Origin of the sequence: Bacillus cereus G9842 (genome assembly GCF_000021305.1) — a bacterium.
Classification (GTDB): Bacteria; Bacillota; Bacilli; order Bacillales; family Bacillaceae_G; genus Bacillus_A; species Bacillus_A thuringiensis_S.
Map to the genome: position 1 here is coordinate 1,298,827 of NC_011772.1, position 25,645 is coordinate 1,324,471.

Genomic DNA, 25,645 nt, shown 5'->3' on the forward strand with positions numbered 1-25,645 from the left:
TAAGACTTTTGTTCATTCCACGACTGATTAGTAGCCAACACCAATCGGACCGCCTGCAAATAGCGGGATAATTTTACAGTTGTTGACCTATAGAATATACGATAAAATAAAATATTGCAGAGAGGTGAAATACATGGATAAAGAATTAGCAAATACAATTTTAGATCAGCTGAAAAATGGTGAAATAACGGAGTATGTTGTTACGAAAGATGTATTTTATACGTTCAGAGAAGTTGTTGTAAATAGAGAAGACTTTAAGCATTTCATTGGTAACGCACAACGAGGCGGGCAAGTGATTTATACATATTCAGAAACGCCACGTTCATAAAGGGGAATTTTGATCAGCAGGGCATCCCTCACTGATTAGTAGCCGACACCAATCGAACGTTTAATGCGGGATAAATAAAAGATAAAGGAGAGGGGAATTATGGGCGATTTTAAACAAGGCATTTTACCACATTGGGATTATATGTGGAAAGATAGAGCCGGCAATAGATTTATGGGAATGGTTATGTATCCAGAGAAACGAAAATGTTCAGCAAAAATGCTTCAGAAAATAAAAAGAGCATATGAAGAAGCGATAGAAATTAAAGTAACTGTACAAGTTCAACATACATATCAGTACGTAGAAGGAATGATTGTATACTTTGATGAAGAGGCTCCTGTATGTACAATGCTTGATAAAGATGAAAATCCACATCACATATTTGTAAAAGATATTTTGCGTATTGAGCACTCTGAATAAACTTTTCATAAATAAATTGAAGTTCCATAATAATAATCTTTTTCTATAATAGTTATCTTTTAGTATGTAACGAAAAACGAAAGTATATGTATAATATATTTAATAAGGTAAATTTGATAAATGTAATCGTTTTTTAGAGCAGATTATAGTTTCATATCTGTTCTTTTTTGCGTGATGCTGGAGAAATATATTTCTTCAGCATCTACCGTTTTATGACAAAATATATTGTTAACTTTTTTTAAAATAAGATTAAATTCGTTGACAACTTTTTTGAAAAGCACTTTATTGACATGAGTTTTAGAATGTTGTTTCATAGTCATTGTATTGAAAAAAAACGGCTATCATGTCGAAAAGTAAAAGTTAAAAAAAGAAAGAATTTATACATATATCTTGTGTCTTATTTTGAAACGTAATACAATATATAGAGAAATCAAGAACAACATATAGAGAATATAGATTTGAGAGGGAGGGTCGGAAATGTTAGTTGCATATGATTCTATGACAGGAAACGTGAAGCGTTTCATTCACAAATTAAATATGCCGGCCGTTCAAATTGATGAAGATCTAGTAATAGATGAAGACTTTATTCTTATTACGTATACAACAGGTTTTGGCAATGTACCAGAACGTGTTTTAGACTTTTTAGAGCGCAATAATGAAAAATTAAAAGGCGTATCTGCAAGCGGCAATCGTAACTGGGGAGACATGTTCGGTGCAAGTGCTGACAAGATTTCTACTAAATATGAAGTGCCTATTGTATCAAAATTTGAGTTATCTGGAACAAATAACGATGTAGAATATTTTAAGGAAAGGGTGCGGGAGATTGCGACACATTGAACTGAATAATGAAATCACGCAAATGCAGGACGGTTTTTATCAGCTTCATAAAGATAAAGAGGCATTAGAAGTCTTTATGGAAGAAGCTAGAGAGAATACCGTTCCTTTTAATAGCGTGGCAGAGCGAATGGAGTATATGAAAGAACATGATTACTATTACAACGTTCTGGACGAGTATAGCTTGGAGGAAGTAGAGGGAGTATATAACATCGCTTATGGTGAAAACTTCGAGTTCCAATCTTATATGGCAGCATCTAAGTTCTACAAAGATTATGCGTTAAAAACGAATGATCAAAAACAATACTTAGAAAGCTATGAAGATCGTGTAGCAATTGTGTCATTATACTTAGGACGCGGTGATGTTTCGAAGGCAAAACAATTCGCAAGCATGATTGTAAAACAAAACTACCAACCAGCGACACCAACCTTTTTAAATGCGGGAAGAAGCAGAAGAGGAGAAATGGTGTCTTGTTTCTTGTTAGAGATGGACGATAGCTTAAATTCAATTGGCTTTAACATTAATACTGCGATGCAATTATCGAAAATCGGCGGGGGAGTAGCCTTAAACTTATCTAAGCTACGCGCACGTGGTGAGCAAATTAAAGGTATCGACAACGCTGCAAGTGGTGTAGTGCCTGTTATGAAATTGCTTGAAGATTCGTTTTCATATGCGAATCAGCTTGGCCAACGAAAAGGTGCCGGCGCAGTATATTTAAACATTTTCCATTGGGATATTATTGAATTCCTTGATACAAAAAAAATAAATGCCGATGAGAAGAGCCGTATTCAGTCTCTATCAATCGGAATTATCGTTCCAAGTAAGTTCTTTGAGCTTGCTGAGAAAAACGAACCTTTCCATGTTTTCGCGCCTTATACGGTTTATAAAGAATATGGCAAGCATTTAGATGATATTGACATTGATGAAATGTACGATGAATTAATGAGCAATCCGAAAGTGAAGAAGAAGCCACTAGATATTAGTGCACGTGATATGCTTATTAAAATCGCTATGATTCAGCTTGAGTCTGGTTACCCATACTTAATGTTTAAATCAAATGCAAATAATCAACATCCATTGAAGGATATTGGAACTGTGAAGATGTCGAACTTATGTACAGAAATCTTCCAGCTTCAAGAAACTTCAGAAATAAATGATTACGGTACAGATGACATTATCCGTCGTGATATTAACTGTAACTTAGGATCGTTAAATATCGTAAACGTAATGGAAAATAAAGAAATTCGTGAAGCAGTTCATGCGGGAATGGAAGCTTTAACAGCTGTTTCTGATATGACGATTATTCCGAATGCACCAACTGTGAAAAAAGCAAATGACGAGCTTCATTCAGTTGGACTTGGAGCAATGAACTTACACGGATATTTAGCAAAAAATAAAATCGCTTATGAAAGTGCAGAAGCGAAAGAATTCGCTCGTACATTCTTTATGATGTTAAATTACTATTCTATTGAGAAAAGTATGGAAATCGCTACAGAAAAAGGCGAGACATTTAAAGACTTCGATAAATCTGATTATGCGAATGGCACATACTTCGAAAAGTATGAAACGACAGATTACAGCCCAGTAACTGAAAAAGTTCAGCAACTATTTGAAGGAATTCATATTCCGACAAAAGAAGATTGGACAAGTTTAAAAGAGCAAGTGCAAAAGAATGGTTTATACAACTCATATCGTCTTGCCATTGCTCCAACACAATCAATCAGTTACGTTCAAAATGCAACTTCAAGCGTAATGCCGATCGTAAGTCAAATCGAATCAAGAACATATGCGAACGCGACAACATATTATCCAATGCCGTATTTATCAAAAGATACGTTCTGGTACTATAAATCTTCTTACGATATGAATCAGTTTAAATTAATTGATTTAATCGCAGAAATTCAAGAACATATTGATCAAGGAATTAGTACAATTCTTTACGTTAATAGTGATATTTCAACACGTGAATTAGCACGTTACTACATCTATGCACATAAAAAAGGCTTAAAGAGTCTGTATTATACGAGAACACGTAAATTAAGCGTGGAAGAGTGTGTGGCTTGTACCGTTTAATATAAAAAGTGAGACATGATGAGCAGGGTTTTCTGAACCCTGCTCATGCTTAGTTATCATATTTAGAGAAGGGGCGATTTAATGCGTGCGGTAAACTGGAACAAAAAAGAAGATGATTTTAGTTTAATGTTTTGGAAGCAAAACATCGCTCAGTTTTGGACAGAAGAAGAAATTGCGGTTTCGTCTGACAAAAATACTTGGGTGCAATTATCGAAAGAAGAGCAAATTGCTTATAAGCGTGTATTAGGTGGTTTAACACTTTTAGATACGAAACAAGGTGGCGAAGGAATGCCACTTGTACTTGTTCATCTTGAAAATTTACAAGCTAAAAGTGTATTAGCTTTCATGGGAGCTATGGAAGAAGTACATGCGAAGAGTTACAGTCATATCTTTACAACGTTAGCTACTGAAGAAGAAATTGATGATATTTTTGACTGGGTAGACAATCATCCATTACTTGAGAAAAAGGCCGGTATTATTACTGGTTACTATCGTCGTTTGTTAAAGCCTGAGGTAACGAAAAAAGAGCTATATATGGCAATGGTAGCAAGTGTGTTCTTAGAAAGTTATTTATTCTATAGTGGATTCTTCTATCCGCTTTACTTAGCTGGTCAAGGAAAACTAACAGCAAGTGGTGAGATTATTAACTTGATAATTCGTGATGAGTCAATTCACGGCGTATTCGTCGGTATTTTAGCACAACAAATCTTCGCAGAACTTTCTGCAGAAGAGCAACAAGAAGTGCAAAAAGAAACACAAGAGTTATTAATGGAACTATATGAAATTGAAATGGCTTATACAGAAGAAATTTACACTTCTATCGGTCTTGTAGAAGATGTAAATCGTTTCGTTCGTTACAATGCGAATAAAGGGCTTATGAACTTAGGACTTGAGCCGAAGTTTGAAGAAGAAGAAATTAACCCAATCGTTTTAAATGGTTTACGTACAGATACGAAAAACCATGATTTCTTCTCTGTAAAAGGAAATGGTTACGTAAAAGCAACGAACGTTGAAAAGTTAGCTGACGATGACTTCGTGTTTAACTTTTAATATAGGATTATAAAGAAAAGCTGTCTTATTCATTGATAAGACAGCTTTTCTTTATAATTTTGTTTACATAACACTATTATTTCTATATAGCGATTTATGTTTGGGAAGTTCTATTCGGTTAACGGATAGAACTTTTTGTAATTAAATGGGTATTTACAAACTTTTTGTATCAGTGTATTATTTAACTAGTACACCGATACGAAAGGAGGGAAGAAATGAAAATAGAGTTTTCTCCAAATATACCAATTTACATTCAGGTAATGGAATACATAAAAAAAGAGATCGTAACAGGACAGTTATTGCCTGGTGATAAAATTCCCTCTGTCCGTGAATTAGCGAGTGAATTACAAGTGAATCCAAATACGATTCAGCGTACATTTCAAGAGCTAGAACGGGATGGAGTTGTTGTAACACGTAGAGGAATGGGACGGTATGTAACGAATGAAGGGGAGAAAATAATGGAGCTGCGAAAAGAGATGGCGAAAGAATTACTTCATTCTTTTATAGATGGAATGGACAATTTAGGTTTTTCAGAAGAAGAAATTCTTACAATTCTTCGTTCTTCATTGCATGATAAGAGGGAGGAGAGCCAATGACAGAGCTATTAAAAATAGAAAACTTATGGAAGAGATACGGATTAAAAGCAGTGATCCGTGAATTAAACATAGAGATTACGGAAGGGAAAATCGTTGGGCTTGTTGGAGATAACGGGAGCGGGAAAACGACGTTATTGAAAATGATTGCAGGCTTGCAACACCCTTCTGAAGGCAGTATCACAATAGACGGTAAAAAGGTAGGATTACAGACGAAAGAAATCGTTTCATTTATGTCCGATAAGCCAATCTTTGATGATTGGATGACTGTAAAAGACGCTTTATTTTTCTACCGGGATTTTTATAAAGACTTCGATATTCAAAAAGCGGTAGATACGATAGCGGAATTTAAAATACCGCTAGAAGAAAAAATTACAGCATTGTCAAAAGGTATGGTTGAGAAGCTGCAGATTATTTTAACGTTTTCTCGAAAAGCGAAGCTATATGTACTAGATGAGCCATTGGGCGGAATTGATCTTGTTTCTAGAGAACATGTACTTGAGCTAATACTTAAATTTTATCGTCAAGACTGTACGCTACTTATATCGACTCATTTAATAAGAGAAATTGAAAATATATTCGATGAAGTAATCTTTTTGAAAGATGGAGAAATAATATTGCATGAAAATGTAGAAGAACTAAGATTTCAAAAGGGTAAAGCAGTACATGAGCTGTTTAAGGAGGCCTATGAGAAATGAGTCAGCTTTTTCATTATCTGTATAATTGTAATAAGAGAAAGATAGCTATTATTTACTTTGGTTTTATTACAGTTTCATTAATTCTTTTATTTAATATGAAAGGAGTTTCAGGAGTTAGAATTTCAGGTAGGCAAGATATAATTATTATTATATTTTTTATCGTGCTAGGTATAAATGGATTTGCAATTCTTCTAACAGGTATATCGTCTTTTCGGAAAATGTTAAAAGACTCTATGCTACGTTATACTTCTATTTCAGCAAAAAAGTATATATGTGCAAATATTTTATTCTGTGTACTACTCTTTATGATTTTGCTAGGAATAGGAATCATTTTTCTATACTATTTTTCTTTAAATATTTACAATGGCAAAACTAATTTAGGTATTCAGCAAGCGATACACAGTTTATATGATTATGGAATATTACATCATATGTTATCTATTTTCTTATGGGGACTAGATTTTCTTAATATGCTAGTTTCTATTTATTTTATTATAGTAATTGTGAAACTATTCAATGTGAAATCATCGATGAATAAGATTGCTTGTTTAGTTTTGTTCGTCATTTTTACAGCATTTAATGGAGGAATAACGTATATTTTTCAGCAAATAGAAAAGTATGTGTTTGCTATAAATAATATTGGATTTATAGATAAAAATGGTTTTTTAAATACATCATTTTATTCTGGTACCGAGATTACAATTTTAAATCTATTTTTTAATTGTTTATTAACAATTATATTACTAGTAGTTACAGGTTACATAGTCGATAAAAAACTAGAAGTCTAAAGGAGGAATCAGCATTGGGAAACGTAGTAGTAAAGTTAGAGAATGTTCGAAAAAGGATTGGTGGAACGGAAATTATTCGTGGTTTATCATTTGAGGTTCGTGAAGGAGAAGTATACGGATTCCTTGGACCGAACGGTAGCGGTAAGACGACGACGATCCGTATGATGACAGGTCTTATTTCAATGACAGAGGGCGATATTACAATTTGTGGACATAGTATTCGCTCGGAGCGTGAAAAGGCACTAGAGCAAATTGGAGCGATTGTAGAAAATCCTGAACTATATGATTATATGACAGGAATGCAAAACTTAAAGCATTTTGCGAACATGGCCATTAAACCAATTAGTAAAGAGCGCATTGCTGAGATTGTAAAGCTGGTTGAATTAGAGCATGCAATTCATAAAAAGGTGAAAACATATTCACTTGGTATGAAACAACGTTTAGGAATTGCACAGGCATTACTTCATCAGCCGAAAATCTTAATTTTAGATGAGCCGACAAATGGATTAGATCCAGCTGGTATTCGCCAAATTCGTGATTATTTACAACGTTTAGCGAAAGAAGAGAATATTGCTGTAATCGTATCAAGTCACTTATTGAGTGAAATTGAATTAATGTGTGATCGCGTCGTTATTATTAAACAAGGTGAGTTTGTACAAGAGTACAACTTACATGAAAAAGTGAAGCATGATGAGGCAGTCGTTGTAGCGTTTGAAGTAGATGAAGTTCAGAAAGCGAATGAAATTATTAAAGGTAAAGCGAAAGGGAATGTAATTGTAGCATCTTTAACAAAAGACAACATTCCACAAATTGTAAAAAAACTTGTTCATGCTGATGTGCTTGTATACGGAGTTACTGTTCAAAATAAAACGTTAGAGGATGAGTTCTTAGCGATTACTGGGGGAGTGAAAGCGTAATGTTTAAATTAATTCAAAATGAATTTTTAAAATTACATGCGAAAAAAGGTATGTATATTTTAATTGGTGTCATTGCTTTATTGGGGATTTTAGGAGCTGTAGTACTGGCGAAATGGGGTGAAGCTGGTAGTTTAAGTGGATCTTACTTAGATTTTGTAAGTTCAGATATCGGCTTAATTATGATATTCACAACGATTTTTGGAATTACAACAGCTTCTCGTACAATTACAGATGAATTCCAAAAAGGAACGATTAAACAATTATTAATTCGTCCAAGAAAACGAATGACAGTTTTATTTTCTAAATATATTACAGTGTTATTAACGATGTTATTTATTGTATTTGCTAGTACGTTAATTGCCATGATTATTGGATTAATTGTAATGGACGGTAGTAAAACTGAATTAACATTAGGAATTGTTTTGAAAACAATATTATATCAGTTGCTATCGCCATTTTTCTTTGCAACACTTGCATTTTTCTTAGCAAACGTATTTAGAAAGTCTGTATTACCATTAATTATTACAATGTTCCTATTATTCTTACAAGGAGCAATTAATATGGCACTAATGATGTTTGCAAAAGGTGTAGCGAAGTTTGTAGTATTCTTCCATTTGGATTTAAGAGCTTACGACAGTAATAAATTAATTAGTGGTGGAGTAGAACCAACATTTACAGAATTTACGTTTACAACTTCATTATTACTTGTAGCTGCATACTTTGTTGTGTTACTTGTAGCATCAAGTGCATTATTCCAAAAACGTGACGTATTATAATAAAAGAAATCCCCGCTTGTAAAAACGGGGATTTTTATTACATAAATTTCACTTGGATTGCAACTTGAAGAACAGCGATATGGTATTTTAAGAGCCATGCTGTTTGAAATGATTTGAGAAAAATAGGAAGGATTTCAACTAGATTCATATTGTAATTTAGTTATCCAATTATTTATAAGGAAAGGACGCCTATAAAATATTGATTCAAGTTTTACTTTATTTTTTACTATCTTTGGGGGTGTTTCATGTGCACTATGCATTTTCACGTATAAGGCTACGTAGCTTTTTTGGATGGATGATTATAGGGGTGTTCCTTATAATGATACCATTAGGTCTAGCAAATGTTTCTGAGAATACGATGGAGGTTATTTCACAAATAACTGTATTTTTTGTATTTCCGTTACTTTGGCTATACGTAAAAACAAATAAAAATAATGTTGTATTTAACAGTTTTTTTGATAAGCCAGGACGTTTATCTTGGGGATTAATTGTATTAGCAACGATAATGGGGATGATTTTTTCAGTTGGCATATCTCAGATTCAATTTTACATATTAGCACATACGTTACCGAATTTCTTAGTTACTATGCTAGAAGACGGAAATGTTATTAATACGAGTAACGTATATATGACGATATTTACTTTCATTTCAGCATGTGTGTTAGCACCTATTATGGAAGAGGTTATTTTTAGGGGATTTTTCTTACAGCGAATGGCTCATAAATGGGGAATTAAAAAAGCTGTAATTATATCTTCAATTATTTTTGGCCTAGGACATTTTGATGTTATTGGTGCGTTCATGTTTGGTGTCGTTATGTGCCTTTTATACATAAAGACAAAAAATATATGGACGAATATAGCTGTGCACGCTCTAAATAATTTGATTGCAACAAGTATGCAATTTTTCGGTGGAGAAGAAAGTGGTACAATCTCAATTACTGAATTACAAGCGCAAAGTAATTTATGGATTGGTATCGGTCTTACAGTTGTTGGATTACTATGGTTAATTCCGTATGTTTGGAAACAATGGCGTACAGTAAAAGAAGTTGGCGTGCCACCAGTACGTTTTATAAATGAGCAAAAAGTAGTGAATTCATCACAAGAAAATGAAGTGTATAGTCAAGTGATCGTAACCGATAGATTGATGGCCATAGAGTTACCAGATGAGGTTGTAAATAAGCTTCGGTTAGAAGAAAGTGATTATGTAACAGTATCAGTAGAAGAAGATAAAATCGTTATAAAGAAAGCACATAATAGATAATTAAAAAGTAGCTCCTTAGGAGCTACTTTTTAATTTGTAATAATTTCTATACGAAAATTATTACCGTTCTTTACATATTTAATATCTGTAACAGTACGGACTGTCTTTAAAATCTCCACTTTTTCACCAATTCGCGGGATGGTCGGAACATTGTCCCAAATACCAAGCAAGTCATCTAATTGTGCCGTTTTTTCATAAAACCAGATTTTCAATGTAAAGCCCCTTTCTCGAACTTTATGTATTTTAATACATAATATATTATTTTTATTCTTATTGTAAGGGGTTTTTTTATATTTTATGAATAAAAATAAATTAATCTTCTGGGAAGATATGTTCAATATCAGGAGTAAGAGATACTTCTGATAATACGATATGAGAAACTGTCGTTGCATATGAAGAAACATCATTGATAAATTCTTCAAGTTCAACGAGTGAAGGAACAGAAATTTTTACAATGTAGCATAAGCTTCCTGTTACTCGGTAACAAAAACTTGCAGATGGATAAGACTGAATAAACTGTTGCATACGTGTTGTATCACCATTTTTTAAAGTGATTTCTAAAATACAATCTAAAACTAGTCCTGCTTTTTTATAGTCGATATCGATTGTATATTTTTGAATAACGCCTTCACTTTCAAGTTTACGAACACGTTCTGCAGTAGACGGAGCAGATAAGTTTACTCGTTTCGCCAATTCACGCATAGAAAGGCGACTATCATTATATAATTCATTTAAAATTTTTCGATCAACACGGTCTAGTTGCATTTGTAAATATACCTCCAGTAAAATAATGATTTTTGTAAAGGGAAAATATAAATTAAGATTCATATGAAATGTAAAGTGAACGTTATTTATTTTACAATAAAATAGAAGGAAATAGGAGGGGAAATGATGGAGAGAATTTCATTATCAAATGTAGGAGATACAAAGTTTCAAAAGTTATTAGGGCATAATTCGGATATATTACATTCGTGGAGTACGTTAGAGGATACACTGTACAATAAAGGAATTCTTTCAGCAGAGTTGAAGGAGCAAGTGAGAAGAACATTAGCGTATGGGAATGAATGTCCGTACTGTATGGCAAAGGGAAGACCTGATGATGTGCAAAAGGCAGAGGAGATTGGTGTAGCCGTTACTTTTGCGCATACATTTGTTCATGACCGAAAAGCGATAGATGATACTATGTTTCACGCATTAAAACAATATTGGACAGAAAAAGAAATTGTAGAGCTTTGCGCCTATGTTTGCTTTATTACTGCGTCACAACAACTTGGTTTTCTATTTCAATTACAGCCAAATTAAGGAGGAAATGATGACAAATCAAATAGCACTTATCATAATCGATGTACAAAAGGCATTTCAATTACAAGATTGGGGCGAGAGAAATAATATTTTTGCTGAAGAAAACATGAGAATTTTGTTAGCAGAATGGAGGAAAAGGAAACGACCAGTTTTTCATATTCAACATGTAAATAAAGAAGATGCTCGGTCAATGTTTTATGAGAGAGGGGAAACGGTAAACTTTAAAGAAGAAGTGCAACCACTACCTGGTGAAGTGGTTATTCAGAAATTCGTTAACAGCGCGTTCATTGGGACGAATTTAGAAGAGCAATTAAGAGAGGACAAATGTAATGCAGTAGTAGTTGTAGGATTAACGACAAATCATTGCGTGGAAACTACGACACGAATGGCAGGGAATTTAGGATTTACAACGTATTTAGTGAGTGATGCAACGGCTACTTTTAACCGTAAAGGTTTAGATGGTAAAGAGTATAGTGCAGAAGATATTCACAATATGACACTTGTAAATTTACATGAAGAGTTTGCTACGATTGTGACGACAAAAGAAGCATTAAAATTATTTTGAAAAAATAATTGCGAATTATGTAGAAAAAAATAAGAATATTTCGTATAATCTAAGTACAATCATTTTGAAATAGGGGTGGCATCATATGGAGCAAATTTCAGTAAAGAAATTAGAAGAGGTACTTGTTGTAGCAGGGGATGATAAACAGAAGCAAAAGGAATTTTATGAATTGCTCTTATCTACTGAGTTTTATGTTGCTGGTTCACTAGAAGCAGAGGACGGGGCAACAGAAGGAATACTTCGTTTGCGTCATTTCCAAGGAGAAGGTAGATGGATCGTTCCGTTCTTTACACAAATGGAATTTGTAAAAGATGTGTTGCCAGAAGGAACGCCCCTTATTACGATACGTGGGAAAGAGTTATTTGGTAGCATTGAGAAAGATGCTACAGCTGTATTAAATGTTGGCACTGATATAAGTAAAACATTTATTCCAGAAGAAATTGCAGATATCGCATCTGGACGAATTTTTAATTATTATAAGTAAAAGGAAAAGCGTAATCGCTTTTCCTTTTTAATTTGAACATGGAGTGGCTATACCAGAAGAAATAGAGACTGTTTTATTATTTGTGTTTATTGTCGCTGTAGCTCCAAGTGGAATACCGATGTTTGGACTTATATGTCCAATTGGTAAACCGAATAGGACAGGTATATGATATGGCGCGAAATATTCATATAATATTGTTTGCAATGATTGAGATGGCTTTGAAGGAGTGCAGTCGTGACAACTTGTGAAAATAACGCCCCTGCATTCATTAAACTTTCCAGATAAAAGTAGCTGATTTAACATACGGTCAATGCGGTACGGTTCTTCACCAATGTCTTCAAGTAATAAAAGTGTATTGTCCGTATTTATCTCGTAGGGCGAGCCAATTATACTTGTTAACACAGCTAAATTTCCTCCAACTAACGTACTTGTAACTGTACTGTGAGAGCTAGGTACGATACATTCTGATGCAGATAAAATGGTTGAATACGGATGGAATAGCTGATTAAAAGAGGATAAAGATAGGGAATCAATACCTTTTCCTAGTTCTTCAATCATCGGACCATGAAATGTTATAAGCTTTGCATAACGTGAAACAGCAGTATGTAAAGCTGTAATATCGCTATATCCCCAAAAGATTTTTGGATTCTGCCTAATAACTTCATATTGAATGTGAGGAAGAAGACGAGCACTTCCATAACCACCTCGTGCACAAAAAATTGCCTTCACTTCATTATTTGTAAATGCTTCATGTATATCGTCAAGCCGAACTTGATCACTTCCGGCTAAAAATCCATATTTCTCGTAAACACTCTTCCCGATTATTACGGATAACCCCATCTCTTGTAATACATTCACACCTTTTAATACATTTTCGATTGTAGGTGGACCAGATGGTGCAATAATCATTACTGTATCACCTTGTTTTAATGCATTTGGATAAATCATTAAGCTCAGCCTCCTTATCTTTCAATATATTCGCTTCATATGAAGTTCAACCCTTGCAAAAGCAGGGGAAAGCTTATCAAATAAAGAAGATATAAGGGAAATAGGAGGGAAAATGATGTTTACAAGTCGAGTAACAGACATATTAAAAATTGAGTATCCCGTTGTTCAAGCCGGTATGGCAGGCGCGATTACGACGCCAGAACTCGTTGCAGCAGTAAGTAATAGCGGAGGATTAGGGACGCTTGGAGCGGGCTATATGAGCCCAGAACAAATTTGTGAAGCGATTTATAGAATAAGAGAACTAACAGATAAGCCTTTCAGTGTTAATTTACTTGTAACGAAAGAGATACAAATAGAAGAAGAGAAGGTAAATGAGGCGAAAGTATTACTAAGCGGAGTGAATAGAGAATTAGGTATAGAAGTAGAAGGAACGTTAAAGCTTCCAAAAAGCTATAAGGAACAATTACAAGTGCTATTAGATGAAAAAGTACCGGTCGTTAGTTTTGCATTTCAAACGTTAGAAAAAGAAGAAATAAATGATTTAAAAAGAAGTGGAATAAAAGTTATCGGAACAGCTACCCATGTGAAGGAAGCGAAAGTACTTGCCGAGCTAGGAGTAGATATTATTATCGGACAAGGTAGCGAAGCAGGAGGGCATAGAGGAACGTTTATTGGGAAAGAACGAGATGCTATGATTGGTACTTTTGCGTTAGTACCTCAGTTAGTAGAAGCTGTTCCGCATATCCCAATTGTCGCAGCAGGTGGTGTAATGAACGGACAAGGGCTTGTTGCGGCATTGGCACTAGGAGCAGAAGGTGTTCAAATGGGATCGGCCTTTTTAACAAGTGAAGAGAGTATTACGCACGATGTGTATAAAGAAGCGGTTTTACATAGTACAGATACGAGCACAACGGTAACTCGTGCGTTTTCCGGGAAATATGCACGGGGTATCCGGAATGAATTTATAGAGAGACATGAAGGAAAAGAAGAAGGGCTTCCGATGTATCCAGTGCAAAACGTATTAACTTCTAAAATACGCCAAGAGGCAGCGAAGCAAAATAAGGAAGAATATATGTCACTTTGGGCAGGACAGGCAGCATCGTTGGCACGAATCGAATCAGCTCAGCATGTAGTGGAGCGGGTTATGAAAGAAGCGGAGAATGCAATCGAGCAATTACAAAATATATACAAAAAGACCACTTGAGTAATTCAAGCGGTCTTTTCATTAGTTTGCTTTATAAAATTGTTGGATGGCTTCGTCGATGTAAACCCAGCCTTTCCAACCTAAGTGCATATGATCTTTTAAGAAGTATTTATCGTATTCATGATTTGAGAAGTCGGCAATTGGATAACCAGCTTTTTCGATTTGCTCATGAACTTTCTTATAGTATGCTTCACGGCGTTCTTTCGGGAAGCCAGCGTAGTCGTACCAAGGACCTTTGACAGGAACAGAAATGAAGAGCGGTTTTGCACCAGATTGTTTTAATAAATCAAGTACAATTTGTAAATCTTCATATTCTGGCGATTGGTCATAAGCATCATTTTTTAAGTAACCTTCACGTTGCTTTAATTTTTTCTTAATTTTGCTATTGAAATAATCATCTTCAATACCGTATTCATTAGATCCAGATTCTACTGCACCTGTTTGATCCGCATGTTTACGAGCCTCTTCCCAGTTCATTTGTTTTAATGAAGGATCAAGCTTTTCTTTGTGCGGTTTAATATTAAACATAGCTGTAAATAAATCTTTACGATCTAAAATGTTACGATAAATATAAGCGAAAGGTTTAGCAGCAAGTGCTTTTACTTTATACTTCGTATCATCATAAGCAATGCCTTCAAGCGAAATTTTTAATAAAGTTTCTTTTTTTACAATCTCAAAGTTTAATAAACGCTTTGCAATTTGTTTTTTCATTTCAGGTTTTAAATCATTGTTGAAAATGAAATGGTAACCTTGTTGCTTTGAAAAGTTAGGTGCAAAGTGCGTTTCATCAATACCTTGTGGTACAAACCATTGCGGAGAAAGAACGAATACCATTTTCTTATCTTTCAATTGATCCATTGTAGATGCGAAGTTTAACACATGTACAAGGTCTTGTGTTCCGCCGCGTCCAAGAAGGAATGGTGTGAACCCTTCAGGCTTTACTTTAAAATAATTAGATGGATGGAAAGCATCCATACGTGCGAATTCCGATGAACCGTACATCGGAAGATATTTTGGATTTGCTAACATCTTTTGCTGTAAAATCATACTTTGAATTTTTTCTTCTTTTAAAGAAGTAGCAGCTTGTTCTACTTTTTCATCACTTAAAAGTGGAAGTAGGAAGCGCGTTGGAATAAGTAAGAATACAGCAAAAAGGGCCAATGCTAAAAGCATCGGACCAAATTTTGCTTTGTTCATCGGATTTCTTCCAACTTTTTAATAACCATGTTTGGTGTAGCCCACTCGTCACGGTCAAAATCAGAAATAGAAACTTCAATATCTAAACGCTCTTGGAATTCAACTAATAAAGATACTACAGCGAAAGAATCAAGGATACCTTCTTCAAATAATTGAACATCTAAGTTTTCTTTCACAATATCGTTTTCACATACTTCTTCTAAAATATCTAATACTTGCTCTTTGAATTCTGCCATTTTTAAAATCTCCTTTATATCCGAAATATATTATATGTGCAACTTCTTAATGGAATAAGAAGGGTGCATTAAAAGTATCTGTTAAGGTGTCCAGAGAAGATTAGGAAACCGAAACATACAACGTGGAACGTAATTACAATCGCAAGGATGCGTGTAAATTTAGTGTTTGGCCAAAACTTATGCTTCTTGTTTTTTCGTTCGAAAATATCGAATAAAATAAACAGTGCGGCATGATATAGACCATAAATAATATACTGCGCAACAGCGCTTCCTTGGATATGCCAAATTCCCATAATGAAAAAGTTTAAAAATGCACCGATATATGAAATTGTGTAACGGTTCTTAATTAACTTTTTCTTCGTTGCAAAAAAGACGAAACGCATGTAAATAAAATCACGGAACCAGAATGATAAACTCATGTGCCAGCGGTTCCAGAAGTCTTTAATATTACGACTAAGGAATGGCTTATTAAAGTTTTCTGGCGTTTTAATTCCCATCATATAACTTACACCAATTACAAAAGAGCTATAACCAGCAAAATCAAAGAATAGATATAAGCTATAGCTATACATGTAAATCATATTTGAAAAGATTGTATCGTGTTGAGCGAATGCTGGATCCATACAATATTGCTTTATTAAGTAAGCAATAATAAATTTATACAAGAAACCTTGGAAAATACGATTTAGTCCTGTATATAGTAAATTTTGATATTCTTCAGCGCTAGGTGGCTTTTGAATATCTTTTTGGAATCTTCTGTAACGATCGATAGGTCCTGTTGAAATTGCAGGGAAGAATAAAACGAATTCCCAGAAGTTAAAGAAAGAAAGCTCTTTAATTAAACCATCACGAACTTCAAATACCATTTGAACTGCTCTGAATGTTACGTAAGATATACCTAGAAAAACAACAAGTTTTAACTCAGGTAATAACGATGCAAATGGTGCGATTTTTGCCAAAATAAGAGGCAAAATCGATAAAATAACAGCTATGCAAAATGTGAATGTACTATTATTTTGTTTTCTTAAAATTAAATAGCCTTTAATAAGGGCATATTGCCAAATAATAAATGCAGCTAACATCATTGCTTGCTTTGGTTTATCTGAGAAGATAATAGCAAGCATGACTAATGTTAAAACGGCATTATATTTACGCAACATTTTACCTTTTAATCCAGCTATGATAGTAGGTATTAATAAAATGCCCACTATAGCGAAAAAATAAAATGATCCATATGCGGTCATGCTGTAACCTCACTCAATAATTTTTTGCGATCTACCTTTCCATTTGGTGTCATTGGAATAGAAGATTGATACATGAATTTACGTGGAATCATGTAGTTTGGTAATCGCTCATTGAGTTCTTTTTTGATTGCAGATGTTAATTTGAATTCTTTTTCAAACGAATGCTCTCCAGGAACAACAACCGCTAATAAATAATCGTATTTCTCACCTTTTTTAATTGGAACGATAACTGCTCCCTCAACGTAAGAACACGCACGAAGGTGATGCTCAATTTCTTCTAATTCCATTCGATAACCATGCAGCTTAATTTGGAAATCAAGACGACCATTATAGAATAGAAGACCATTTTCTACATAGCCAGCATCGCCTGTTTTATAGGCACGCTCACCGTCAATCATAGTAAATGCTTTTTCTGTTAATTCAGGGCTTCCTAAGTATCCAACGCTTACGCTTGGACCGACAATTACGATTTCACCTTTTTCACCATCAGGTGCAATCGTGCCATCTTCTTTCATAATAAGAAGGCGACAGTCTGATTTACAATAGCCAACTGGAAGTGATTTGTATTGATCAAGTACTTCTTCTGTAACGTGAATACCTGTTACAGCGACAGTAGCTTCTGTTGGACCGTACGTATTCATAATTGTTGCATTTGGGAAACGCTCAATTAATTTTCTAGCTACTTCATTTGGTAATACTTCACCACAGAATAAGAATGTTTTCATGTTCGGTAGCATACTCTCAGAGAAGGATGCTTCCATTAAACACATTTCAGCGAAAGAAGGTGTGGAAGTCCATACTTGTATATCCGATTGCTCTAAAGAAGCAAACAAGTCTTTTGGACGCGCAATCATATCTTTATCGATTGCCCAAAGTGTACCACCTGTTACTAATGATGGGTAAATATCCATGACAGATAAATCGAATGAGAAAGGTGCTTGGTTTAAGAATACTTGCCCTGTTTGTAAGTTAAAATCTTCTACAGCCCATTTTGTAAAGCTAACAAGGCAGTTATAAGTAATCTGAACCCCTTTCGGATTACCTGTGCTTCCTGATGTGTAAATAATGTAGAAGTTCTCATCACCTTTTACCGCATGTTCAGGATTTGGAGTGTTCCCTTTATGAGTAAAGAAAATATCTTTTAAGTTGTCTTCACTTACGATGCGAACTGGTAAATCAGTTACAGTTACTGCTGCTGCCGATAAAAGTAATTTCGCACCAGAATTTTCAGCGATACGTTGTACACGATCAGCTGGGATAGATAAATCTACAGGAATATAAGCATGTCCAGCTTTTACACATCCTAAAAAGTTAATAATCATTTCAGGTTGCATATGGCCATACACCATAATTGGTGAACGATCATCTGGATACGCAGAAGAAATCCAATGTGCTAACGCATCAGAATCTTCCTTTAATTGTTTGTACGTAATTTTCGCATCTCGCCAAACAAAAGCAGTTTGATCAGGCGTTTCAATAGCCCACTTTTCAATTAGTTCTAATAACTTCATAACGTTCCCACCCTAGAATTCATTGTAAATAAATGTACTTGTGTTTGTATCATGGAATCCATACAACCAAAGTAATGCAAATAAAATTGCAAGATAATAAACCGTCTTTGCAACCCATTGTGTGAGTGGTCGAGACCATATCTCTTTTAATCTTTCCATGTCTTTCCCTCTCTTAATGAAATAATAGCTCTTTGTAGGTATCATGTCCTACATTATTGTGAAAAAAACAAAATCCCACATTTTAGGTAAAAATAAGTCAAAAGGCTCTTTTCTGATATTAGCACTAAATACTAAAAAAGAAAATCCCTAACTTAGCAATTATATTACATTCAGCATGAATTTGTAATGGGTTTGATATGTAAATAGAAAGTGGATTGTGTGAATACATAAAAGTGGACTATAAGAATACGTAAAAATGCAGTATTTGCTTTTATTAATCATTTAAGACGGAGTAAAATTTAAAATTTCTAGTTCTTTTGAAAAGGAGGAAATTATCATGAATAGAGTGTGGAAGAGTCTAATTTCGGAAGAAAATATCGTGAAATGGAGAAGGCATTTTCATAAGTATCCGGAATTATCATTTCATGAAAAAGAAACTTCGCAATTTATATATGATACATTATGCTCGTTTTCTTCTTTTGAAGTAACGAGACCGACGAAGTATAGTGTACTAGCAATTAAAAGAGGCGTGAAGCAAGGGAAAGTGATTGCGATTCGAGCTGATATAGATGCTTTACCAATCCAAGAGGAGACAAGGAAATCTTATACGTCTGTAAATAAAGGAGTGATGCATGCATGTGGGCACGATGCTCATGCAGCTATTTTATTAAGTACAGCAGAGATGTTATCAAATATGAAGGAAGAGTTTGTAGGGGAAGTTCGTCTATTCTTTCAGCATGCAGAAGAAGCATACCCTGGTGGTGGACAAGAAATGGTCGAGGCGGGCGTTATGGACGGTGTTGATTATGTAATAGGTTTACATGTTATGTCTGGATTGGAGAGCGGAAAGATAGGTATTGCGTATGGGCCAATGATGGCAGCTCCAGACGTATTTACAGTTGAGATTCAAGGCAAAGGAGGACATGCAGCACGTCCAGAAGAAACGATTGACCCTATTGCTATCGGAGCACAGATTATTACAAATTTACAACATATCGTATCAAGAAATACAAGTGCTTTCATGCAAAGAGTCGTTTCAGTTACGCAGTTCCATGGGGGAATGGCTGATAATATTATTCCAAGTACAGCAACTTTAATGGGAACTGTACGTTCTTTTAATCAAACATTAAGAATAGAAGCAGAAGGGAAAATCGAAAAAATTGTGAAAGGAATTACAGAAGCACATGGAGGATCGTATACATATACGTATCGATATGGATATGATCCGGTTATTAATGATGAATATATTACGAAAATAGTAGAAGAAAGTGCACTACATTTGTTTGGGAATGAGCGTGTTGTTAAGCTTGAACCTTCTATGGGTGGGGAAGATTTTTCAGCATATTTAAGAAAAGCACCCGGTTGTTTCATTAAATTAGGAACAGGTAATGAAAATATATATACTTGTTATCCACATCATCATCCGAAATTTGACGTGGATGAATCAGCATTAATTTGTGGAGTGGAGCTATTCTTAGAGACTACTATAAGATTACTAAAATCATAGAAAAACAAAAAAAGGCAACTGCGCTCTATCGCAGTTGCTTTTATTTCTTTCCGTCAGAGAGGGCTGAGAAAGAACTATGCTCATTTATAGTATATGAATAGCTAACGGACAAGCTTGTACATTTTAATCATTTTTTTTAAAATAGTTGTTGACATTGATAATCAATGTCAATTAATCTAAATATAGTTGAAATTGATAATTATTATCAATAGGATGGATGCGACATGTTAATGAGAAAAAAATTTCACCTTCTACGGAGGGGATTAAAAGATAAAAATAAAGATGTTGATCAGCATATGGAATGGCAACGAAATGTAATTCGGTCTGAATATGTAGATGAGAAGAAGAGCATTCAAACAGAAAAAGAGATACAAAGTAAAGGGAGAGGTTCAGTTGAGTAAGTTAGTAATGATTTTTGCAAGTATGAGTGGAAATACAGAGGAAATGGCTGACCATATTGCCGGCGTAATTCGTGAAACAGAAAATGAAATTGAAGTTATTGATATTATGGATTCACCAGAAGCTTCTATATTGGAACAGTATGATGGAATTATTTTAGGTGCATACACATGGGGAGATGGTGATCTTCCTGATGATTTCTTAGATTTTTATGATGCAATGGATTCTATTGATTTAACTGGGAAAAAAGCGGCCGTATTCGGATCATGTGATTCGGCTTATCCGAAATACGGAGTGGCGGTTGACATTTTAATAGAAAAGCTACAAGAGCGCGGAGCAGCAGTTGTGTTAGAAGGACTAAAAGTAGAATTAACGCCAGAAGATGAAGATGTAGAAAAATGTTTACAGTTTGGAGCTAAATTTGTAAAACACCTTTCTTAATGGCAGAAGGGAGCTGAAGAGCAAGTGCATGAGAAAATCTCAATCAAAACGATGACAGATTATCATTTGTATGATTTTATGCGGTGTCCGCATAAATTTTATTTTCGTCATATAAAAAGAAGAGAACCTTCTTCATTTGAATGGCAACAAATAGCGCAAATGATTGTGAATCAAATTATTAACGAGTATTACACGCTACCTGCGGGTCAACAAACGAAAATTGTACTTTTAATATTAATAGAAAAGTATTGGAAAAAAGTAAGGATTAATATGTTTGCTTCGAAGACGGAGTACTATATTGTATTAGCGAAGCTAACGGATCACTTATTACAGTTTGTTGAAAGGGATGATAGTCAGACACCACCATTGTTTTTATACGAGAAGTTTCAAACATATATGGAAGAGTTAGGTGTCCACATGTCATTGACATTTGAAGTTGGTGAGTGGAATGCTGAGTCGTTTGTAATTAAAAAGTATGTTGTCGATGCGGATGAGGAAATGCTTGCTCTTTGTCAGAAGCTAATGACAGTATTCAGTTATAAAGCTTTCGGCGTTCTTCCAGGAAAAATTGAAGTTATTAATTTAATAGAAGGAACTAAGTATGAGTACATTCCGAAACAAGAAGATATTATAACTGGAATGGCTGATTTATCTAGAATGAAAGAAATGTTACAGCAACCTGAGCATTATACTGAGCGTCATTTTCGTTCTGAGTGTATAAGTTGTGCGTTTCGTAGTGAATGCCAAAGGGAAGAAGTAAAGAAAGAAGCGAAACAGAAGAAAAATATAGTTCATTAAAGGATGCAACTTTGCATCCTTTTTTGTTATTGACATGAAAAGCTTTTCATCATTTACGGTATATTTGTAGCAGATTTTAATAAAGTGAAATTTTAATTAGTGGGGTTTTGTTCATCACCCACTGATTATTAGCCTTAACCAATCGGGCTTTAACGGGCAGCCCGCCCCCCACCTAACTTCTTTGCTTCCGCTGAATTTTGAGGTGGGGGTCTTACTGCCCGCAAATAGCGGGATAAAGGGAGGAATAATCAATGAAAGATGAAACGAAAGTATTTCAATGGTTAAAAGAACAAAATGCTCCTTTTGAAATTCAACTGCAAATCTTACAGGCATTTCAATTGTATAAAGTTATTGTTGAAATGGATAAAAAGTTAATGATGTATGAGGAAAGAGTATACAGGGAGAGAATGTAATCTCATCCCTGTAATATCGTTTTTAGCTGTTCTGTACTTGTAATGAATTCGAGTTCATTCTCTGACTCAAAGTTATAAATAATATTATGTAGTAAAGGACTGTATTGATAAAAGGTAGTAATGCGGTGAATGAGTAATGGATCATGATGAGAAATAAGTGTACTGTACTGTTCATATACAGATGTAGTAAACTCATGTCCGAAATCATAATATAGTCCTGCAAAATCAAAAGCAGGATCGCCAATTTGCGCATCACCAAAATCGATAACACCTGAAATGCTTTTGTTCTGCTTGTTAAATAAAATGTGATGATGTGTAAAATCAGCGTGAATGATTGTGTTTTGAAAAGTGGATGTAGCTAAACATGCAAAGAAATTTTCAAATAAGCGATTTAAGGCTAGTTTCTGTAATGAAGTAAGGTTAGTAGTGAGATATTGGTTTAATTTTGTTTGTAGCTCTTTCCAGTAGGTACATGTTTTTCTAATAGGGAAACATAGCGTTGTAACTTGGTTTAAAGGAATACTATGTAGTACCGCAAGGAAAGTAGCTAATTTTGTAATAATTGCTTTCAGCTCTGTATCCTCCAGCGTGGCAATTGTTTCTGTTTTTAATGGTTCACCATGAATGAGAGTATAGTAACTACAAAGAGGAACCTCATCAGATTCATTTTTATAAATTAGGTGATATTGTGGAACTTTGATTTCTTGTAGTGATTGAGTGAGAATTGTGCATAGTTCTTTTTCTAACGGAATTCGCATTGCATATTCCTGTTTTCGCGGGAAACGAAACAGTAGCTCATCATTTACTATAACTGCTACATTATCCCATCCTCCTTTATTTTGTTTATATGAACGTATAGAAAGATTAGGCAAAGCTTCTTTTATATAATGTTTGTAAGAGTCCATAATTGTTCCTCGTTTCTGAGTTAAGTTATTCTACTTTATGATATCAGAATTTTCTTTCTATATGTTAAAATATAGCTATCATTATGAAGAAGGGCGGGAGTATTACGAAAAAAAGATTGTTAATCATTTCTCTATGTATCGCTTTTGTATTGTTTTGGTCATATAAAGAGAAGGTTTTTGCTACCTTTAAACCGATTGATCAGTACGAGTTAAATAAGGAATTAAAGAACAAAAGTATAGAAAATTTAACTCATAATGAAATGAAAAAGGTAGGAGAGCATTTTGTGACCGAGCAACTATCAGTGTTTGAGTTTACTAATAAAGAAGATGTGAAACGAAAAGGTGAAGAACTATTTTTAAATAGAGGGTATGAACAATTAATGGGAAATTATTATCCAAATCGTTTTCAAGATTTAGAGTATAAATTTACAAACGAGGAGATACGTGAAGAGACCGATGAGAGTTTTCTTTATCAAGCTGTAGCGTACGTTGCGGGTACTGAAAATGGTAAGAGAAGCAAAATGAAATTGAATTATGAAGTGAAAATTGTAAAGGTTAATAATATATTTATGGTGCTAGAACAAAAGCAGCGCGTACAATAAAGGAAATTCATTGCTCAATAGAACATTTGGGGGTGTACTACTTAATGCGGAATAAAAAGGCCCTCAAGGAATCAAGGGCCTTTAAAGATTTTCATTTTGTTGACCAAGTTCTTTTTGAGCAATATATAAATTTCCTTGCTCGACTTGTTTAAGTGTATGAACAGAATCTCCTGCATATCCTTTTTGTGTTTTAACAGTTCTTTTTGAACGATTGGAATTTTGTTTCTTCATATAATAGGCACCTTTCATCAAAAATAAACGAAAATGATAAGTATGAGTAATACAGCAGCGAAAATGGTAATGCCCATTAAAAACGAAGTGTTTTTATATTTAGGTGGCTTATGTACATCTTGCCGATATCCAGGTGAAATTTCAGGGGCAAATTCTTCATCGAATGATTGCTTTTTTTCTTTGTCGTCCATATGTACCCACCTTTCTTTTTCATTATATTACACGTTACAAGAAAAAATATGCATAAAGAAAACAGCCGCTTTATTATTAGCGGCTGTTTTGTGTTGCATATTTTCGTTGTACTTGAAAGAGACGGATAAGTAGGAAGGCAGCGCCAAATGCTAGACCGATAATAAGACCGATCCAATAGCCTTTTGCGGCCCATTCTGTATACGTTGCTAGTATGTAACCTAGTGGTAGACCTATTATCCAATAAGCAATTAAAGTCATAATTAGAGCAACATTTACATCTTTATAACCACGCAGAGCTCCTTGTACAGGGGTTGCAATTGCATCTGAAATTTGAAATAAAATCGCAAAGATAAGAAATTCTTTTGCTAAATGATGAACTTTTGCATCTGTCGTATAAATAGAAGCAATTTGATTATCAAAGAAGTAGAGAAGAATCGAATATAATAAAGCGAAGGCAAGGGCTAATCCAATTCCAATCAGTCCGTATTGTTTTGCATTATCGTAACGTTTTGCTCCGACTTCGAATCCGACTGCAATAGTCATTGCCATTGCTAAACTTAGCGGAGTCATATATAACAAGGAAGCAAAGTTCATAGCTGCTTGGTGAGCTGCAATAGTTGTCGTACTAAAATTACTCATCATAAGCGTTACCGCAGCGAAAATACTTGTTTCAAAAAAGATAGCAAATCCGATAGGGACGCCAAGCTTTAAGAATGCTGTCCAACTCGAAAGAGAAGGACGATATAATTGTTTGAAAATGTTAAAAGAGGCAAAAGGCTCTTTCGTCTGAATAATAATGACTGTAATAATTAAAATGCACCAATATGTTGCAGTGGAAGCAATTGCTGCTCCGACACCACCAAGCTTTGGGAAACCGAAGTTACCAAAAATTAATAGGTAATTTAATATTACGTTAATTGGTAATGATAGTAATGTAATAATCATCGTTGTTCGAGTTTTTCCTAATGCATCAATAAATCCACGTAAAACAGTGTACGTGAATAAAGGTATAATTCCTATTGCGATAATACTTAAAAATTGAGCTGCAATTCGTTCCACAGGTTCTTCTAAGCGCATGCCGTTTAAAATAGGTGAAACGACGAAGAAACCGATGAGGATAACAACGAAGCTAGCACAAATTGCTAAATAAACTGCTTGTATGACAACGTGGGGAACGTCCTCTTTTTTCTTGGATCCAACGAGCTGTGCAACAATGGGAGTAGTAGCCATTAAAATTCCTGTTAATCCCGTACTAACTGGAAGCCATATACTTGTTCCAATTGCAACACCTGCTAAATCAGTTGGACTTGCATGTCCTGACATTGTTGTATCAAAAAAACTCATCGCAAATAATGACATTTGCGTTACAAAAATCGGAAAAAATAGTAATACAAATTGCTTTAACTTTTGTGAGAATGAAGTAGTTTCTTTCATAAAATCCCCTTTCCGTATAAAAAAACAAACTCTTACTATCATACAATTTAATCAAAGATTAGAAAAGAAATACGCGCCTACAACATATGAAACCAATAAAAAAAGGATGCACTTTGAAAAGGGATAAGGTATTATGA

General features: G+C 34.5%; 33 protein-coding genes. 21 read left to right on the forward strand and 12 right to left on the reverse strand.

Features of this window, described 5'->3' with window-relative positions; genetic code table 11:
- Nucleotides 1-133 precede the first annotated feature (133 nt).
- The 11 genes from BCG9842_RS06500 (at nt 134) to BCG9842_RS06550 (ending at nt 9,736) form a co-directional block, all read left to right on the forward strand.
- Complete coding sequence (locus tag BCG9842_RS06500) at nt 134-328, forward strand: hypothetical protein (RefSeq protein WP_000356686.1); 195 nt, start codon at nt 134-136, stop codon at nt 326-328.
- Nucleotides 329-427: 99 nt separating this feature from the next.
- Nucleotides 428-745: a hypothetical protein gene (locus BCG9842_RS06505; protein ID WP_000502199.1), complete on the forward strand. Its 318-nt coding sequence runs from the start codon at nt 428-430 to the stop codon at nt 743-745.
- Nucleotides 746-1,222: 477 nt separating this feature from the next.
- A complete protein-coding gene (gene nrdI, locus BCG9842_RS06510) occupies nt 1,223-1,582 on the forward strand; it encodes a class Ib ribonucleoside-diphosphate reductase assembly flavoprotein NrdI (protein WP_000959447.1) in 360 nt (119 codons plus the stop codon).
- The gene (gene nrdE / locus BCG9842_RS06515) at nt 1,569-3,653 is read left to right on the forward strand and encodes a class 1b ribonucleoside-diphosphate reductase subunit alpha (RefSeq protein WP_001215843.1); all 2,085 of its coding nucleotides are present in this window, start codon (nt 1,569-1,571) and stop codon (nt 3,651-3,653) included. The genes nrdI and nrdE overlap by 14 nt, the downstream gene beginning before the upstream one ends.
- A gap of 81 nt (nt 3,654-3,734) precedes the next feature.
- Entirely contained in the window at nt 3,735-4,703 is a 969-nt protein-coding gene (gene nrdF / locus BCG9842_RS06520; protein ID WP_001203025.1) for a class 1b ribonucleoside-diphosphate reductase subunit beta, read from the forward strand.
- Nucleotides 4,704-4,918: 215 nt separating this feature from the next.
- Complete coding sequence (locus BCG9842_RS06525; RefSeq protein ID WP_000687506.1) at nt 4,919-5,299, forward strand: GntR family transcriptional regulator; 381 nt, start codon at nt 4,919-4,921, stop codon at nt 5,297-5,299.
- The gene (locus BCG9842_RS06530) at nt 5,296-5,994 is read left to right on the forward strand and encodes an ABC transporter ATP-binding protein (RefSeq protein WP_000137740.1); all 699 of its coding nucleotides are present in this window, start codon (nt 5,296-5,298) and stop codon (nt 5,992-5,994) included. The genes BCG9842_RS06525 and BCG9842_RS06530 overlap by 4 nt, the downstream gene beginning before the upstream one ends.
- Nucleotides 5,991-6,782, forward strand: a complete 792-nt coding sequence (locus BCG9842_RS06535) for a hypothetical protein (protein WP_000080429.1) — start codon at nt 5,991-5,993, stop codon at nt 6,780-6,782. Before BCG9842_RS06530 ends, BCG9842_RS06535 begins: the two co-directional genes overlap by 4 nt.
- A gap of 14 nt (nt 6,783-6,796) precedes the next feature.
- Nucleotides 6,797-7,699, forward strand: a complete 903-nt coding sequence (locus BCG9842_RS06540; RefSeq protein WP_000528817.1) for an ABC transporter ATP-binding protein — start codon at nt 6,797-6,799, stop codon at nt 7,697-7,699.
- The gene (locus tag BCG9842_RS06545; protein ID WP_000475439.1) at nt 7,699-8,475 is read left to right on the forward strand and encodes an ABC transporter permease; all 777 of its coding nucleotides are present in this window, start codon (nt 7,699-7,701) and stop codon (nt 8,473-8,475) included. The genes BCG9842_RS06540 and BCG9842_RS06545 overlap by 1 nt, the downstream gene beginning before the upstream one ends.
- A 247-nt stretch (nt 8,476-8,722) precedes the next feature.
- Nucleotides 8,723-9,736, forward strand: coding sequence for a CPBP family intramembrane glutamic endopeptidase (locus BCG9842_RS06550; protein ID WP_017762934.1), 1,014 nt, complete (start codon nt 8,723-8,725; stop codon nt 9,734-9,736).
- A 29-nt stretch (nt 9,737-9,765) separates the two neighbouring features.
- Here BCG9842_RS06550 and BCG9842_RS06555 read toward each other — a convergent pair whose 3' ends face one another.
- The gene (locus BCG9842_RS06555) at nt 9,766-9,948 is read right to left on the reverse strand and encodes a DUF3913 family protein (protein ID WP_000707106.1); all 183 of its coding nucleotides are present in this window, start codon (nt 9,946-9,948) and stop codon (nt 9,766-9,768) included.
- 100 nt (nt 9,949-10,048) lie between these two features.
- Nucleotides 10,049-10,501, reverse strand: coding sequence for an Lrp/AsnC family transcriptional regulator (locus BCG9842_RS06560; protein ID WP_001175498.1), 453 nt, complete (start codon nt 10,499-10,501; stop codon nt 10,049-10,051).
- A gap of 123 nt (nt 10,502-10,624) precedes the next feature.
- Here BCG9842_RS06560 and BCG9842_RS06565 point away from each other — a divergent pair, with 123 nt between their 5' ends.
- The 3 genes from BCG9842_RS06565 (at nt 10,625) to BCG9842_RS06575 (ending at nt 12,087) form a co-directional block, all read left to right on the forward strand.
- Complete coding sequence (locus BCG9842_RS06565) at nt 10,625-11,038, forward strand: carboxymuconolactone decarboxylase family protein (protein WP_014894815.1); 414 nt, start codon at nt 10,625-10,627, stop codon at nt 11,036-11,038.
- 10 nt (nt 11,039-11,048) lie between these two features.
- Nucleotides 11,049-11,603, forward strand: coding sequence for a cysteine hydrolase family protein (locus BCG9842_RS06570; RefSeq protein WP_000184442.1), 555 nt, complete (start codon nt 11,049-11,051; stop codon nt 11,601-11,603).
- An 85-nt stretch (nt 11,604-11,688) separates the two neighbouring features.
- Nucleotides 11,689-12,087 (forward strand): SseB family protein, encoded by a 399-nt coding sequence (locus tag BCG9842_RS06575; RefSeq protein ID WP_000435265.1) that lies wholly within the window; start codon nt 11,689-11,691, stop codon nt 12,085-12,087.
- A 27-nt stretch (nt 12,088-12,114) separates the two neighbouring features.
- Here BCG9842_RS06575 and BCG9842_RS06580 read toward each other — a convergent pair whose 3' ends face one another.
- Nucleotides 12,115-13,035, reverse strand: coding sequence for a S66 peptidase family protein (locus BCG9842_RS06580; protein WP_000640066.1), 921 nt, complete (start codon nt 13,033-13,035; stop codon nt 12,115-12,117).
- A 115-nt stretch (nt 13,036-13,150) separates the two neighbouring features.
- Between BCG9842_RS06580 and BCG9842_RS06585 the strand changes: the two genes are divergently transcribed.
- Nucleotides 13,151-14,239 (forward strand): NAD(P)H-dependent flavin oxidoreductase, encoded by a 1,089-nt coding sequence (locus BCG9842_RS06585; RefSeq protein ID WP_000495273.1) that lies wholly within the window; start codon nt 13,151-13,153, stop codon nt 14,237-14,239.
- A 21-nt stretch (nt 14,240-14,260) separates the two neighbouring features.
- Here BCG9842_RS06585 and dltD read toward each other — a convergent pair whose 3' ends face one another.
- From dltD to BCG9842_RS06610, 5 genes are all read right to left on the reverse strand, one after another.
- Nucleotides 14,261-15,436, reverse strand: a complete 1,176-nt coding sequence (gene dltD, locus BCG9842_RS06590) for a D-alanyl-lipoteichoic acid biosynthesis protein DltD (RefSeq protein ID WP_001030287.1) — start codon at nt 15,434-15,436, stop codon at nt 14,261-14,263.
- Nucleotides 15,433-15,672: a D-alanine--poly(phosphoribitol) ligase subunit DltC gene (gene dltC, locus BCG9842_RS06595; RefSeq protein ID WP_000807310.1), complete on the reverse strand. Its 240-nt coding sequence runs from the start codon at nt 15,670-15,672 to the stop codon at nt 15,433-15,435. The genes dltD and dltC overlap by 4 nt, the downstream gene beginning before the upstream one ends.
- A gap of 68 nt (nt 15,673-15,740) precedes the next feature.
- A complete protein-coding gene (gene dltB, locus BCG9842_RS06600) occupies nt 15,741-16,916 on the reverse strand; it encodes a D-alanyl-lipoteichoic acid biosynthesis protein DltB (RefSeq protein WP_000127955.1) in 1,176 nt (391 codons plus the stop codon).
- Nucleotides 16,913-18,427 carry a D-alanine--poly(phosphoribitol) ligase subunit DltA gene (gene dltA, locus BCG9842_RS06605; RefSeq protein WP_000770497.1) on the reverse strand — a complete coding sequence of 505 codons (1,515 nt, stop codon included), beginning with the start codon at nt 18,425-18,427 and terminating at the stop codon, nt 16,913-16,915. The genes dltB and dltA overlap by 4 nt, the downstream gene beginning before the upstream one ends.
- Nucleotides 18,428-18,439: 12 nt before the next feature.
- Nucleotides 18,440-18,586, reverse strand: coding sequence for a teichoic acid D-Ala incorporation-associated protein DltX (locus tag BCG9842_RS06610; protein ID WP_000440293.1), 147 nt, complete (start codon nt 18,584-18,586; stop codon nt 18,440-18,442).
- 337 nt (nt 18,587-18,923) lie between these two features.
- On the opposite strand from BCG9842_RS06610, the gene BCG9842_RS06615 reads away from it, so the two are divergent.
- From BCG9842_RS06615 to BCG9842_RS31250, 5 genes are all read left to right on the forward strand, one after another.
- On the forward strand, nt 18,924-20,093 hold the full coding sequence (locus tag BCG9842_RS06615; protein ID WP_001082809.1) for an amidohydrolase: 1,170 nt from the start codon (nt 18,924-18,926) through the stop codon (nt 20,091-20,093).
- A gap of 224 nt (nt 20,094-20,317) precedes the next feature.
- Nucleotides 20,318-20,494: a hypothetical protein gene (locus BCG9842_RS31245; protein WP_000929009.1), complete on the forward strand. Its 177-nt coding sequence runs from the start codon at nt 20,318-20,320 to the stop codon at nt 20,492-20,494.
- A complete protein-coding gene (locus BCG9842_RS06625) occupies nt 20,487-20,933 on the forward strand; it encodes a flavodoxin (protein ID WP_000041154.1) in 447 nt (148 codons plus the stop codon). Before BCG9842_RS31245 ends, BCG9842_RS06625 begins: the two co-directional genes overlap by 8 nt.
- A 24-nt stretch (nt 20,934-20,957) precedes the next feature.
- Nucleotides 20,958-21,731, forward strand: a complete 774-nt coding sequence (locus BCG9842_RS06630) for a hypothetical protein (RefSeq protein ID WP_000544580.1) — start codon at nt 20,958-20,960, stop codon at nt 21,729-21,731.
- 251 nt (nt 21,732-21,982) lie between these two features.
- Entirely contained in the window at nt 21,983-22,144 is a 162-nt protein-coding gene (locus tag BCG9842_RS31250; protein WP_000651086.1) for a hypothetical protein, read from the forward strand.
- 2 nt (nt 22,145-22,146) lie between these two features.
- On the opposite strand, the gene BCG9842_RS06640 is transcribed toward BCG9842_RS31250, so the two are convergent.
- Nucleotides 22,147-23,049, reverse strand: coding sequence for an aminoglycoside phosphotransferase family protein (locus tag BCG9842_RS06640; RefSeq protein WP_000378990.1), 903 nt, complete (start codon nt 23,047-23,049; stop codon nt 22,147-22,149).
- Nucleotides 23,050-23,132: 83 nt separating this feature from the next.
- On the opposite strand from BCG9842_RS06640, the gene BCG9842_RS06645 reads away from it, so the two are divergent.
- Nucleotides 23,133-23,651: a hypothetical protein gene (locus BCG9842_RS06645; protein ID WP_002083113.1), complete on the forward strand. Its 519-nt coding sequence runs from the start codon at nt 23,133-23,135 to the stop codon at nt 23,649-23,651.
- Nucleotides 23,652-23,732: 81 nt separating this feature from the next.
- Here BCG9842_RS06645 and BCG9842_RS31255 read toward each other — a convergent pair whose 3' ends face one another.
- The 3 genes from BCG9842_RS31255 to BCG9842_RS06660 form a co-directional block, all read right to left on the reverse strand.
- Nucleotides 23,733-23,882: a hypothetical protein gene (locus BCG9842_RS31255; protein ID WP_000744623.1), complete on the reverse strand. Its 150-nt coding sequence runs from the start codon at nt 23,880-23,882 to the stop codon at nt 23,733-23,735.
- A 17-nt stretch (nt 23,883-23,899) separates the two neighbouring features.
- On the reverse strand, nt 23,900-24,073 hold the full coding sequence (locus tag BCG9842_RS06655; protein WP_000341062.1) for a hypothetical protein: 174 nt from the start codon (nt 24,071-24,073) through the stop codon (nt 23,900-23,902).
- 76 nt (nt 24,074-24,149) lie between these two features.
- Nucleotides 24,150-25,508: an MATE family efflux transporter gene (locus tag BCG9842_RS06660; RefSeq protein ID WP_000665558.1), complete on the reverse strand. Its 1,359-nt coding sequence runs from the start codon at nt 25,506-25,508 to the stop codon at nt 24,150-24,152.
- Nucleotides 25,509-25,645: the final 137 nt, after the last annotated feature.